This is a genomic window from Pseudomonas sp. 11/12A (assembly GCF_000800055.1).
GTDB lineage: Bacteria > Pseudomonadota > Gammaproteobacteria > Pseudomonadales > Pseudomonadaceae > Aquipseudomonas > Aquipseudomonas mohnii.
In genome coordinates this window covers 2,245,992-2,259,924 of the sequence record NZ_JUGV01000001.1, presented here as the reverse complement: position 1 = coordinate 2,259,924, position 13,933 = coordinate 2,245,992, and the positions used below count along the sequence as shown (strand labels likewise).

11 protein-coding genes are annotated in these 13,933 nt (G+C 60.0%); 5 read left to right on the top strand and 6 right to left on the bottom strand.

The window, feature by feature from the left end; all coding sequences use genetic code 11:
- Window positions 1-244 precede the first annotated feature (244 nt).
- The 6 genes from GQ39_RS10395 to GQ39_RS10370 form a co-directional block, all read right to left on the bottom strand.
- The gene (locus GQ39_RS10395) at window positions 245-1,075 is read right to left on the bottom strand and encodes an IS3 family transposase (RefSeq protein WP_236693133.1); all 831 of its coding nucleotides are present in this window, start codon (window positions 1,073-1,075) and stop codon (window positions 245-247) included.
- Window positions 1,076-1,083: 8 nt separating this feature from the next.
- Window positions 1,084-1,392 (bottom strand): transposase, encoded by a 309-nt coding sequence (locus tag GQ39_RS33275; protein ID WP_047527362.1) that lies wholly within the window; start codon window positions 1,390-1,392, stop codon window positions 1,084-1,086.
- Between the two features lie 21 nt (window positions 1,393-1,413).
- Window positions 1,414-1,875: a hypothetical protein gene (locus GQ39_RS33005; RefSeq protein WP_047529506.1), complete on the bottom strand. Its 462-nt coding sequence runs from the start codon at window positions 1,873-1,875 to the stop codon at window positions 1,414-1,416.
- 35 nt (window positions 1,876-1,910) lie between these two features.
- A complete protein-coding gene (locus GQ39_RS10380) occupies window positions 1,911-3,035 on the bottom strand; it encodes a CaiB/BaiF CoA transferase family protein (protein WP_047529504.1) in 1,125 nt (374 codons plus the stop codon).
- A 91-nt stretch (window positions 3,036-3,126) separates the two neighbouring features.
- On the bottom strand, window positions 3,127-3,486 hold the full coding sequence (locus GQ39_RS10375) for a hypothetical protein (RefSeq protein ID WP_052193542.1): 360 nt from the start codon (window positions 3,484-3,486) through the stop codon (window positions 3,127-3,129).
- Window positions 3,455-5,116 carry a GMC family oxidoreductase gene (locus GQ39_RS10370; protein WP_052193541.1) on the bottom strand — a complete coding sequence of 554 codons (1,662 nt, stop codon included), beginning with the start codon at window positions 5,114-5,116 and terminating at the stop codon, window positions 3,455-3,457. Before GQ39_RS10370 ends, GQ39_RS10375 begins: the two co-directional genes overlap by 32 nt.
- A 211-nt stretch (window positions 5,117-5,327) precedes the next feature.
- On the opposite strand from GQ39_RS10370, the gene GQ39_RS10365 reads away from it, so the two are divergent.
- The 5 genes from GQ39_RS10365 (at window position 5,328) to GQ39_RS10345 (ending at window position 13,547) form a co-directional block, all read left to right on the top strand.
- Window positions 5,328-6,377 carry an AraC family transcriptional regulator gene (locus GQ39_RS10365; protein ID WP_052193539.1) on the top strand — a complete coding sequence of 350 codons (1,050 nt, stop codon included), beginning with the start codon at window positions 5,328-5,330 and terminating at the stop codon, window positions 6,375-6,377.
- A 332-nt stretch (window positions 6,378-6,709) separates the two neighbouring features.
- Window positions 6,710-8,539, top strand: coding sequence for a DUF1302 domain-containing protein (locus tag GQ39_RS10360; protein ID WP_047529502.1), 1,830 nt, complete (start codon window positions 6,710-6,712; stop codon window positions 8,537-8,539).
- A gap of 33 nt (window positions 8,540-8,572) precedes the next feature.
- Window positions 8,573-9,937 carry a DUF1329 domain-containing protein gene (locus GQ39_RS10355; protein WP_047529501.1) on the top strand — a complete coding sequence of 455 codons (1,365 nt, stop codon included), beginning with the start codon at window positions 8,573-8,575 and terminating at the stop codon, window positions 9,935-9,937.
- A 73-nt stretch (window positions 9,938-10,010) separates the two neighbouring features.
- Window positions 10,011-11,087: a WD40/YVTN/BNR-like repeat-containing protein gene (locus GQ39_RS10350; protein ID WP_047529498.1), complete on the top strand. Its 1,077-nt coding sequence runs from the start codon at window positions 10,011-10,013 to the stop codon at window positions 11,085-11,087.
- Between the two features lie 27 nt (window positions 11,088-11,114).
- On the top strand, window positions 11,115-13,547 hold the full coding sequence (locus GQ39_RS10345; protein WP_047538710.1) for an efflux RND transporter permease subunit: 2,433 nt from the start codon (window positions 11,115-11,117) through the stop codon (window positions 13,545-13,547).
- Window positions 13,548-13,933: the final 386 nt, after the last annotated feature.

Genomic DNA, 13,933 nt, shown 5'->3' with positions numbered 1-13,933 from the left:
GGCATTCAGACAGCCCGCGTTATCGTTGACGTCCATCGCGAGCAGGCTCGCTCCCACAAGGATTTGCGTGGAACCTGTAGGAGCGAGCCCGCTCGCGAAAAACGCGCGGGCAACGCAGGCATTCAGACAGCCCGCGTTATCGTTGACGTCCATCGCGAGCAGGCTCGCTCCCACAAAGATTTGCGTGGAACCTGTAGGAGCGAGCCTGAACTGGTCAAGTAACCCCGGACACCGATTACGGTGTTTATGCCGCTTTTTGCTCCATGGCTATTGGCGACAGGTAGTTGTTGTAGCTGTGGAGCCTGATTCGGTTGTATCGCATAAAGAAGCTGGTCATATCCTGCCTGGCTTCTTCAACTGTCGTGTAGCCCTTGGTGGGCACCCACTCTGATTTGAGCGTCCCGAAGAAACGCTCTGTTGGCGCATTGTCCCAGCACTGCCCCCTGCGGCTCATGCTTTGCGTTATCCCATGATCCAGCAGATCGGACTGAAAACGCTGGCTGGTGTATTGGCAGCCTTGATCCGAATGAAACATCAAGCCCGCATGTTTGCCTCGAACCTCCACTGCCATTTTCAGCGCCCTGCTAACCAGGTTGGCGTCATTGATCAGAGAAAACGCCCAGCCAACGATTCGGCGGGCGAACAGATCAATGACCACCGCCAAGTGATACCAGCGTTTCCCGACCATCAGGCTGGTAACGTCGCCACACCAGACCTGATTGATTGCTGTTGGCTCGAAGTTACGTTCGAGCAGGTTCTTGGCCACAAATGCTTCGACGCCCCTGGAGCGGTATTGATGGCGGCGGCGCTGTCTGCTAACCAGATTCGCCTCCGCCATCAGTCTTCCTGCTAGATACCTTCCAACCTTGAGCCGCTGAGCCTTCAAGCACTGGGAGATCATTCTCGCACCGGCACTTTCCCTACTTTCAGCATGCAGCTGTACGACCTTTGCCCTGAGCGCATCACGCTCGGTATTTGGTACTGAGCGGCGATGGCGCCAGTCATAGAACGCGCTGCGAGAAACGCCCAGAGCACTGCAAAGCTGGCTGGTCGGATACGAGCTTGACTCTCTCAGCTCCTCAATCAGGAAAAACGATCGGGATCCGACATCAAGAGAGCGGTAGCCTTTTTTAAGATTTCGGCCTCAGTCTCCAGGCGTTTGATCTTGGCGCGTAATTGTTGGAGTTCTCGCTGCTCGTCGCTGATCGCTTTAGTACCTGCTACGGGTTGCCCTTTCTGACGTTCTTTACGCACCTGATCAACCCAGCGGCGCAGAGCCGTAGGGCCGACATCCATCGATGCGCAGACGTCGGAAACTGAACAGTTGTCGTCAAGAACCATGCTTGCAGCACGTTGCTTGAACTCGCGGGTATAGGTCTTTCGCTCTTGCATGGAACCTCCTGATTGGGCGAATCATATCGCCCTTAAGAGGTGTCCGGGATCATTAGGCCAGTTCAGCCTGCTCGCGAAAAATGCGCGGACAATGTGGGCATCCAGACAGCCCGCGTTATCGTTGACGTCCATCGCGAGCAGGCTCGCTCCCACAAAGATTTGCGTGGAACCTGTAGGAGCGAGCCCGCTCGCGAAAAACGCGAGGACAATGCGGGCATTCAGACAGCCCGCGTTATCGTTGACGTTTATCGCGAGCAGGCTCGCTCCCACAAGGATCTGTGTGGCACCTGTAGGAGCGAGCCCGCTCGCGAAAAACGTGCGGACAATGCGGGCATTCAGACAGCCCGCGTTATCGTTGACGTCCATCGCGAGCAGGCTCGCTCCCACAAGGATCTGTGTGGCACCTGTAGGAGCGAGCCCGCTCGCGAAAAAAGCGCGGACAATGCGGGTATTCAGACAGCCCGCGTTATCGTTGACGTCCATCGCGAGCAGGCTCGCTCCTACAGGGTTTGTGGTGATCAGGTGATGATCAGGTGTGCAATCTGCGCGTCGTTCAAGCCTGCTTTGCGCAGGATCAGTGCCGTGTGTTCGCCGCGCTTGGGTACTGATCCGGCACAAGACGGCGTTGTCGAGAAGCGCGGCGCCGGTGCGGCCTGCAATAGGCCGTCCTGGCGAGAGTAGACACCGCGTTCGACCATGTGCGGATGGGTCAGTGCTTCGGCGGGCGTCAGTACCGGGGCGAAGCAGGCATCGCTGCCCTCGAGCAGATCGACCCAATGCTGGCGCGGCTGGCTGGCAAACACCGTGGCCAGTCGTTGGCGCAAGGTGCCCCACAAACGCGGATCGTAGGGGTTCTTGAAGTCCGCGTCATCGCCCAGGCCAAGTTTGTTGAACAGCAAGGCGTTGAACTGCGGTTCAAGCGCCTGCACGCTGACGAACAAACCATCGGCGCAGGCGTAAGTGCGTGCCCAGTGCGCACCATCAAGCAAGCCGCAACCGCGCTCCAGTGGTTGTTGGCCGGCCGAGTGTGCCGAAAGCAACAGGTTCATCAGGTTGGCGCTGCCATCGACAATTGCCGCATCCACTACCTGGCCGACGCCATTGGTGCTGGCATTGATAATCCCGGCGAGGATGCCCATCGCCAGGTACAACGCGCCGCCACCGAGGTCGCCCACCAGGGTTGGGGGAGCCATCGGTGGTTGTCCGGCTTCACCGCTGAACCACAAGGCACCGGACAGCGCGATGTAATTGAGATCGTGGCCGGCGGCCTGGGCCAATGGACCCTGCTGGCCCCAGCCGGTCATGCGCCCGTAGACCAGTCGCGGATTGCGTGCCAGACAGGCGTCGGGGCCCAGTCCCAGGCGTTCCATGACACCTGGGCGCATGCCTTCGATCAGCGCGTCGGCGCCTTCGATCAAACGCAATACAGCGTCGACGGCATCCGGGTCTTTGAGGTCCAGGGCTATCGACTGTTTGCCACGATTGACGATGGCGTGTTTGCCGAGGTCCAGCATGTCGGCACCTTTGCCGGCACGTTCGACCAGAATCACTTCGGCGCCCATGTCAGCCAGCAACATGCCGCAAAAGGGGCCCGGGCCGATGCCGGCAATTTCGACGATACGAACGCCGTCCAATACTCCCATGCGAGTACTCCTTTGGATTGACAGACCTTGGGGGGGGAAGATCAAAAAGATCGCACCTGCAGGCGCTGCCGAAGGCTGCGATCTTTTGACATTAACGACGCATCAACAACGCGGTCATCAGGGCGTGAAAAACCACCGCCGGCCACAGCAACAACCCGCTGCTGACGAATACGCCGACGTACGCCAGGTACAACGCAATGACCCCGTTGTAGAAGCGCATCGAGCGAATCGCGGCAATGCTTTGCGGCCGGGGCCAGCAGGCAATGCCGAGGGCGATCAGGGCCACGCCAAAGAACCGGGCGAACAGGTTGGTCACGTCGGTGGCGGCAATCCCCAGCAGCAGATGGCTGAACAGACCGGGGGTGGCCAGCAGGGCCAGTCCCGTGGCGAGTTCCACCACGGTGCAAACCGTCAGCAATTTATGCGGGGTGATGGCGCGTGCTGGATTCATGGTTGTCCTCCGATGAAGCGGCGGTGCTGGCTTCGCGATCCTGGCGGATAAAATCGGCGGCTTTTTCGCCGATCATTATGGTGGCGGCAGTGGTGCTACAACCAATGATAGTCGGCATGATCGAGGCATCGACGACTCGCAAGCCTTCCAGGCCATGCACTTTCAAGCGCGCGTCGACGACGGCCATGTCGTCGCTGCCCAATTTGCAGGTGCCCACCGGGTGATACAGGGTATCGGAGCGATTGCGCAGCACTTGTTCGATCTCGGCGTCGGTGCTCATCGGCGTTTCAATCACACTTCGCGGATTGAAGGCCTTGAAGGCTTTGGTCCCCATGACCTTTTCGATCACGCGATAGCCGTCGATCAGCGTCTTGATGTCGTCTGGGTGGGTCAGGAACGCCGGGTCGATCAGCGGTGGCTCCATCGGGTCGGCGCTCGTCAGTTTCAGTTGTCCGACGCTTTTGGGGTGCAGCAGGCAGGCATGCACACTGAGGCCGTGACCGCGATACAGCGTGCGGCCGTGGTCGGCGAACATGGCGACGGTCAGGGCCAGTTCGATATCGGCCTGTGGCAACGGCGAACGGGTTTTGACGAAAGCGCAGGCCTCGGCAAAATTGGTGGTCAGCGGGCCCGTGCGATGGCGCCAGTAGCCCATGACGGCTTTGGCCATGTCCCAGATGCCCGCCAGCGACAGGCCGATCAGTTTGCGCGACTTGACGCGGTAGGAGTGCACGTAATCGATGTGATCGACCAGGTTCTGGCCCACGCCTGGCAGTTCATGTACCACCGGGATATCAAGTTTGAGCAAGTCGCCGGCAGGGCCTACACCGGACAGCAACAACAGTTGCGGAGAGTTGAAGGCGCCGGAACTCAGGATCAGTTCGTGCCGCGCCCGCAGGGAGCGCTTGACGCCTTTTTGCACGAACTCAATGCCGACGGCGCGCTTGCCCTCGAAAATGATGCGCGTGGCGTGGGCATGGGTTTCTATGCGCAGATTGGCCCGGTGACGGTTAGGCGTGAGGTAGGCTTTGGCCGCGCTGCAACGCTGTCCGTCCTTTTGCATCACTTGGACTCGACCGAAGCCTTCCATGTTTGCGCCGTTCTGGTCCGGGCAAGCCGGGTAACCGGCCTGCAGGCCGGCCTCGACGAAGGTTTCGCCGAACGGGTTGGGCGAGGAGTGGAAGCGCACGTTGAGCGGGCCGTGCTGTCCGTGCAGCTCATCCTTGAAGTGTTCGTTGTGCTCGGCGCGCTTGAAGAACGGCAGCACCTCCTGGTAGCTCCAGCCCGGGTTGCCCAGTGCCGCCCAGCGGTTGAAATCTTCAGGATGACCACGGTGGTAGGCCATGGCGTTGATCGACGAACTACCGCCCAGGGTCTTGCCCCGTGGCTGATAGCCGACACGGCCGTTCAAGCCCGGTTGCGGCACTGTCTGGTACTGCCAGTTATTGATCGATGTGGGCACCATGGCGGCGACACCGGCGGGCATGTGCACCAGCGGATGGGTATCGGGGCCACCGGCTTCCAGCAAGCACACCGAAATAGACGGGTCCTGCGACAGTCGACTGGCGACTGCACAGCCGGCAGCGCCCGCGCCGATCACGATGTAATCGAATTCTGCGTTCAGGTTCATGCTTATTCTTCTCTTTATTCGAGGCATAACTTGAGCGCATTGTGAGCATCTGGCCGGTTTGTCACTGGTCAATAGAATGAATTCGCTGGTCAGCGGGGCAGGTGACTATCACGCCAAGCATCGGAACGACGTGGACATGTTCCGGCCTGATCATTGACCGATGCATGATCGGGAGCGAGTATCGACGTTCGCATCCACTAAAGGCAGGCACATGTCAGGTTCGAACACGGAGACGCCGGGCGACGATATTTCGTTGCGTGAAGAGGCGTTACAACCCACGACCATTGGCAGCTATACCGTGGCAATTGCCCGGGCGCTGGACGCCAGCGGTGTGGACAGCAAACGGATTTTTTTGGCCATGGGCATTCCACTGGATGTCTCTACCGACCCGATGACCCGCTTGCCGGCGGCGACGATGACGCGTCTGTATCGAGCCTGCGTCGATGTGACCAACAACCCGTATTTCGGGCTGACCGTGGCCAGGCATATTCACCTGACCCACCTGCATGCCCTGGGTTATTCGCTGGCGGCCAGCGGCACGCTGATGGACTTCTGCCGACGCCTGGAGCGCTACTTCCGCCTGGTGTCCCAGGTGGCCAAGGTCAGCCTCACTCAGACTGACGAACACGTGCTGATGCGCTTCGACCATCTGCTCGAGCTCAGCAGCGAAACCGAGGACGCATTTTTCGGCTTCCTGATTCGGACCATGCGCTTGATCTACAAGCAGGAATTCAAGCCGGTACGCGTGGAGTTGCGCCGGCCGATGCCCCATGAGGGCGCCACCCCGTACGAAACCTTGTTCAGGGCACCGGTCTTGTTCGGCCAGGCCAGCAGCCTGCTGGTTTTCGACAGGGCGGACTTGATGCAGGCGCTCAGTGGTTCCTGCCCGGAACTGGCGCAGGTCAACGACAACATCATCATCAGCTATCTGGCGCGCCTGGATAAAAGCGACGTGATTACCGGCGTGACCCAGAAGATCATCGAGTTTCTCCCGGACGGTGACTGCACCCGGGACAAGGTGGCGAGTGCCTTGTTCATGAGCCCGACCACGCTGCAGTTGAAGCTGTCCCAACGCGGTACCAGTTTCCAGCAATTGCTCGATGACACCCGAAAGGAACTGGCCTGCAGCTACCTGAGCCAGGCGTCCCGCCCGGTCACGGAAATCACCTTCCTGCTGGGTTTCAGCGACACCAGCAACTTCACCCGCGCCTTCAAGCGATGGACCGGGTTGTCACCGACGGATTTTCGTCAGCAGGGTTGAAACGCAAGATCAAAGATCGCCGCCTGCGGCAGCTTCTGCATTCGATCGGTGCAGCCGCTGCCGCAGGCTGTGACCTATTGATCTTGATTGATTAAGCACAAACGATCGTCCCAACACCGGCCACCCCTTCGGCAGTTCCTGCAGGGTCGCTTTGTCGCGTCCACATTGCGCTGACCGATGAATTAGCCCAATTGACCAGCGACCCACCCACCCCTCGCGATACAACAGCCTCGACCGATTTGGCGTGCGCTCCTTAGAGCAGGGCGCACTCGCCGTATCGGCATTTTCTTGAATGACTTTTCGTGAAACCACAGAGAAGGCGAGCACGCTAGATGAATAACAACAATAAGATCTGCCATCCAAATCTGCGGCGCGGGCTGCTGGCATCGGCGGTTTTCGCCGGGTTGGGAATGACGCCTGTGCAGGCGTTCGAGTTCGATACCGGAAATGAGGACGTTTCGGTTCGCTTCGACAACACCTTGAAATTCAACTACGCCCAGCGGGTCGAAGCGCCGAACAGCAAACTGGCCAACTCGTGGAATAACAACGACGGTAATCGCAATTTCTCTTCCGGCAGCCCTGTTGCCCAGCGCCTCGATGTGCTGTCGGAACTGGACGTGGTGTACAAGAAACAGATGGGCTTTCGGGTCAGTGCCAACAGCTGGTACGACCATGCCTATGAAGATGTGGGCAGCTTCAACCCATCGACCAACCAGCTGAATAATGGCAAGCCCGACGCCAACCATCAGAGCGGCTATGCCGACCGTTACTACAATGGTCCGTCCTCGGAAATTCTCGACGCCTTTGTCTTCGGCAGTACCGAGATCGGCGACGAATCCCTGTTGAGCGGTAAGGCCGGCAAACACACGCTGTATTGGGGTGAAAGCGTGCTGGCCTTTGCCCACGGCAACAGTTATGGCCAGTCAGGCCTGGATTTGTCCAAGGCACTGGCTGTACCGGGCACCGAAGCCAAAGAGTTGTTCATTCCGCGTAACCAGCTGTCCACAAGCTTTACCGTCAACCCGGAACTGACCCTCGCCGCGCAGTACTTCCTCGACTGGGACGCCGCGCGTCTGCCGGAGTCAGGCACGTACCTGGGATTCAACGACGGCCTGCAGAGTGGCGGGCATAACCTGTCGCTGATCGCTGCGCAGAATCCACGTTTCGGTACCCCGGGACCGTTGGGCGCCAATCAGTTCCTGCGCCTGACCAACGGCCACACCTACACCCCTCATAACAGTGGCGACTTCGGTCTGATGGCCAAGTGGAGCCCGGCGTGGCTCGACGGCACCATGGGCGTTTACTACCGCAAGACTTCGGACATCCTGCCCAACCTGGTGCTGCAACCGGTCGCCGTCGGCCCGGCTCAACTGGCTTCGGGCAATGCCGGCAGTTACAACCAGTTCTACGTGGATGACATCGACGTCTATGGGTTCAGCCTGTCGAAAAACGTCGCAGGTGTGAGTGTCGGTTTCGATCTGAACTATCGCCACAACATGCCACTGTCCAGCGTGCCGGCCACCGTCAACCCGACCTTGGGTGCGGCGAATGCCCCTGGCTTCATAGCCAGCTTTGATGGCGACAACGGTGTCGCGCGGGGTAATACCGTGCACGCCGTGCTCAACGGTTTGACCACCTTTGGCGAAACGCCTCTATGGGATACGTCGACGTTGCTGGTTGAGCTCGGCTATAGCCGCTGGCTCGACGTGACCGAGAACAAGCAACTGTTCAAGGGCGAGGACTGGTATCACGGCGTCGATAAGGTGTCCAAGGACAACTACATCATCGGCATGAACTTCAACCCGACCTGGTATCAGGTATTTCCCGGCATCGATATGTTCCTGCCGGTCAGCTACAACGTCGGTCTCGCCGGTCAGTCCGCCGTGCAATTGGGCGGTAACAAAGGCACCGGCAGTTACTCGGTCGGCGTCGGCATGGACGTGCACAGCCAATACCGCTTCGATCTCAAATACGTCGATAACTTCGGCGATTTCGACACCTGCGGATCTGCCGGCGGCGCTGCGGTGCATGGCGATGGTGCCGCCCCTGGTGCCAACGGCCAGTACAACTGCGTTCCGGGCCAGACCACGGCATTTGCGGGTACCCCGGCCCAGCTCAAGGATCGCGGCATGGTCACTTTCACTTTCAAAACCACCCTCTGATCTTCGAGCCGTGAGTTAACAGGAGACACCCCCATGCATTTGACTCAATCCCTATTGGCCACCGCCCTGGCGCTGGCCGTCGCCGGTTCCGCCCATGCGGCTGTCAGTGCCGATCAAGCGACCAAGCTTGGCACCAGCCTGACCGCCGTGGGCGCTGACAAAGCGGCCAATGCCGATGGCAGCATTCCGGCATACACCGGTGGCTTGACGGCGATTCCGGCCGGGTTCAAACCCGGCGACTCCTTCCGGCCCGACCCGTTCGAGTCCGAGAAGCCGCGCCTGGTGATTACCGGCAAAAACCTCGCCGAGCAGAAAGACAAGCTCACGGTGACGGCCCAGGCATTGCTCACCCGTTACCCGAGCTATCGCCTCGACGTGTACCCGACTCACCGCAGCGTCGCGCTGCCCAAGGCCGTACTGGACAACACCGCGAAAAACGCCGTCACCGCCAAGACCACCGATGGCGGCCTGTCGCTGGAAAATGTCCTGCCCGGCGTACCGTTTCCGATCCCGGCTGACGGCAACGAGGCGATGTGGAACCACTTGCTGCGCTATCAGGGCGTGGCCATGACCAACAAGTACGACTCGTGGAACGTCGACTCCTCCGGCGCCGCCTCCTTGAGCTCCACGGGCGTGTTCAACATTGAATACCCGCTCTACGCGCCGACCCGGGCTGCGGGGCCTGTGACCCCCGATGAAACCTTCTACAAGATCAAGCTGACTTACACCGGTCCGGCCCGTCGCGCCGGGGAAGCACTGTTGCTCATGGACTCGGTCAACCCGCTGCAACAGCCACGTCGCGCCTGGCAATACCTGCCGGGACAACGCCGGGTGAAACTGGCGCCGGACCTGGCTTACGACACACCCAACCCCGGCACTGTCGGTGCTGCCACCTATGACGATGCGTTCCTGTTCAACGGTGCGATGGACCGTTACGACTTCAAACTGGTCGGCAAGAAAGAACTCTATGTGCCGTACAACACCTACAAAATGAGTTATCACAAGGACGCAACCGACGTGATGAAGGCCAACCACGTCAACCCCGACCTGTTGCGTTGGGAGCTGCATCGGGTGTGGGTCGTTGAAGCCACGCTCAAGCCAGGCAAGCGCCACATCTACAGCAAGCGCACCTTCTACCTCGACGAGGACAGCTGGATTGCCCTGGCGTCCGACGAGTATGACGCCCGTGGCCAGCTCTATCGCGGCGGCTTCTCTCATCTGACCTACAGCTACGACGTGCAGGCTCCGGACACCATCAACCACATGCTCTACGACCTGGTTTCCGGTGCTTATAACGTGAATGGTTTCTACGGACCTTACGGTGGTCTCAAGTACATCGACCCACTGTCCAAGGCCCAGTGGTCTGCCGAGTCGCTGGCGGGTACCGGTATCCGCTAACCCCCCACGACCCTGCAGGCGCGAACAAGCTCGCGCCTGCAGGGGCCTGTGGTGTGCACCCGAGATAACAATAATGACAATAATCAAGTGGTTCCTTCTCGCCGCCTTGTCGGCTGCCCTGGCCGTACCCTTCACTCGCCCGGTGATTGCCGGCGAATTTGCCGATGTGCTCGACACCCCGGCGTTGCGCAGCGAGTTGGCTGTACACGCCATGGTGACCGGGCTGGCGCGTGCCGGCGAGCGACTGGTTGCCGTGGGGCAGCGTGGACACATTCTGTATTCCGATGATGCCGGCCAGCATTGGCAACAGGCTCAAGTACCGGTCAGCTCCGATCTGGTGGCCGTGCATTTTCCGACGGCGCAACAGGGTTGGGCGGTGGGCCACGACGGCGTGGTGCTGCACAGCAGCGATGCCGCTAAGACCTGGAGCCGGCAACTGGACGGACGCCAGGTCGGCCCGATCATGCTCGCTGAGTACCAGCGTCGGCTCACCCGCCAACCGGACGATGCGAACCTTCAGGCACGGGTCGGCGAAGCGCAGCGCATGGTCGAGGAGGGCGCCGACAAACCCTTTCTCGATGTCTGGTTCGAAAACGAGCGGGTCGGCTACATCGTCGGCGCGTTCAACCTGATTTTCCGTACCGATGATGGTGGCCAGCACTGGACGCCGTTGCTGGAACTCACTGACAACCCCGGTGCCCTGAACCTGTATGCGATGCGGCCGGTCGGTGATGAGTTGTTCATTGTTGGCGAGCAGGGCCTGGTGATGAAGCTGGATCGCGCAAGCGGTCGTTTCAACGCGTTGCCGATGCCGTACAACGGCAGTTTCTTCGGCGTCACCGGCAAGCCCGGTGTCGTGCTCGTTTTTGGCCTGCGAGGCAACGTCTTTCGCAGTACCGATGACGGGATCCGCTGGAACAAAGTCGACCTTGGCCTGCCGCTGAGCATCACGGCCAGTAGCGTCACCGCCGATGGCCGGATCGTCCTGGTCAGTCAGGCCGGCCACGTGCTGATCAGCACCGACGACGGTGCCAGTTTTCAACAGCAGCCCAATACAGCGCTGGCGCCGGTCGCCGCCGCACAAGTGGCCAGCGGCGGTTCACTGGTGCTGGCAGGCACCCGAGGCCTGCGGCAATTGCCCCTCGAATAAGCCCGGCATTACTAAGAGAACACCATGATGGGTCACTACGAACTCGAAACAATGCCGGTCGTGCGCGAGCTCAAGGGCTTCGATGCCCGGTCCGGTAACGTCCTGGAGCGGCTGATTTTCAATAACCGCCTGTGGGTGGTGCTGGCCTGTCTGCTGGTGACCGTGGCGCTGGGTTATTTCGCGGCCACGCGGCTGACGCTCAATGCCAGCTTCGAAAAAATGATTCCGCAGAGCCAGCCCTTCATCAAGAACTACCTGGAAAACCGGCAGGCCTTGCGCGGTCTGGGCAACGCGGTTCGGGTGGTGGTGGAAAGCAGCAACGGTGATATTTTCGACCCGCGCTATCTGGACGCCTTGAAGGAAATCAACGACGAACTGTTCGTGACACCGGGCGTCGACCGTGCCTGGATGAAGTCCCTATGGACCCCGGCGGTGCGCTGGACCGAAGTCACCGAGGAGGGCTTCCAGGGTGGCCCGGTGATGCCTGACTCCTATGACGGCTCCGCGCAGAGCGTGCAGCAGTTGCGGCAGAACATCGCCCGGTCAGGCATCGTCGGCAGCCTGATCGGCAACAACTTCAAGTCGAGCATGATCTTCGTGCCGCTGCTGGAGAAAGACCCCGTGACCGGGCAGGGCATCGACTACCACCGGTTCTCGAAAACCCTCGAGGAAAAACTGCGCGGCAAGTATGAATTCGCCGGCAGCGTACGCGTGGCGGGCGAGGAGGGCAAAGGCCCGCTGAAGATCCGCGTGATCGGGTTCGCCAAGCTGGTGGGTGACCTGATCGATGGCCTGATGCAGGTGATGTTGTACTTCGGCGCCGCCGCCGTGATTGCCACGGCCATCATCTTCTATTTCACCCGTTGCGTGCGCAGTACCGCCCTGGTGATTCTCTGTTCGGTCATCGCGGTGGTCTGGCAGTTAGGCCTGGTTGCGCTGTTCGGCTTTGCGCTGGACCCGTTCTCGATTCTGGTGCCATTTCTGGTGTTCGCCATCGGCGTGTCCCACGGTGCGCAGAAGATGAACGGCATCATGCAGGACGTCGGGCGCGGCACCCATCAGTTGGTCGCTGCACGCTACACCTTCCGTCGCCTGTTTCTGGCCGGGCTAACGGCGTTGCTCGCCGATGCGGTGGGCTTTGCGGTGTTGATGCTGATCGACATCCCGGTGATCCAGGACCTGGCGATCACCGCCAGCCTGGGCGTCGCCGTGCTGATCTTCACCAACCTGGTGTTGCTGCCGGTGTTGCTGTCGTATTGGGGCGTCAGTCGCAAGGCGGCCGAGCGCAGCCTGCGCGCCGAGAACAAGGCATTGCGTGGCAAAGGGATGGGCGCGGTCTGGAGTTTTCTCGACAAGTTCACTGAGCGCCGCTGGGCCACCATCGCAGTGAGCGTGGCGGGTGTCCTGGCGGTGGGAGGGATTGTCATCAGTCATCACCTGAAGATTGGCGACCTCGACCCCGGTGCACCGGAACTGCGCGCCGATTCGCGCTACAACCGCGACAATGCCTACATCACCAGCAATTACTCACTGTCCAGCGACCAGTTCGCGATCATGCTCAAGACGCCGAGCGAAGGTTGCCTGAAGTACGAAAGCCTGGTGGAAGCCGATCGCCTGGGCTGGTTGTTGCAGCAGCAACCGGGCGTGCAAACCACTGTGTCATTGGTCAATGCCGTGCGGCAGATCACGGCCGGTTCCTATGAAGGCAACCCCAAGTGGCTGACCATCGCCCGTAACCAGAACGTGCTGAACTACGGTGCGCAACAGGCTTCGGTCAGCAGCCCGGACCTGTTCAACAATGACTGCTCGATGATGCCGATCGTGGCCTACCTGTCGGACCACAAGGCCGAGACTCTCGACCGCGTGGTGCAGGTGGCCGAAACCTTCGCTCGTGAGCACAGCAAGGGCGAGCGCCAGTTCATGCTCGCCGCCGGCAGTGCCGGGATCGAGGCGGCGACCAATATCGTGGTGCGTGAGGCCAACCGCACCATGCTGTTGTACGTGTATGGCGCAGTGATCCTGCTCTGTTTCATCACCTTCCGCAGCTGGCGCGCGGTGGTGGTGGCGGTGGTGCCATTGATGCTGACCTCAATCCTCTGCGAGGCGTTGATGGTCGTGCTGGGCATGGGGGTGAAGGTTGCCACGTTGCCCGTCATCGCCCTCGGTGTCGGGATAGGCGTGGACTACGCGCTGTACCTGTTGAGCGTGCAGCTGGCGCAGCAACGTGCCGGGTTGTCGTTGACCGAGGCTTACCGCAACGCTGTGGCGTTCACCGGCAAAGTGGTGGCGCTGGTGGGCATCACCCTGGCCGCCGGTGTCATCACCTGGGCCTGGTCGCCGATCAAGTTCCAGGCAGACATGGGCATCCTGCTGACGTTCATGTTTGTCTGGAACATGGTCGGGGCGTTGGTTCTGATTCCCGCGCTTTCGCACTTTCTATTAAAAAACGTGAACAAATAATTGAATGCGACCTGTTGCTCACTTTCTGTCTAAGAGGGTCAGTCTAGATTATCAATATGGTCCAGGTCGCTTAGATCGAGACACTGATCAATGCTGCGTTGAAGGTGATTGGCCGGGAGGTGATCTTCAAGGTTGCATAAGTCGCGAGAGACAGAAAGCGACCCGTTGCACTGCACTGCACTGCCTGATCGAGCTACAAATGCCCTAGAGCCGACATATTCGACGAGCGGTATGAAGGCATCAAACGACACGAAACCTTTCGTACTAGGCTTCGACATTAACCCTGAATAGTGTGTGGGAATTTCTATTTCGAAGTTAGCGAGTCTCCAGATCTGTCCAGGCTGTTGATTGGGTGGTCCCTCGCAGGATCCTTGGCTTGCACTCAT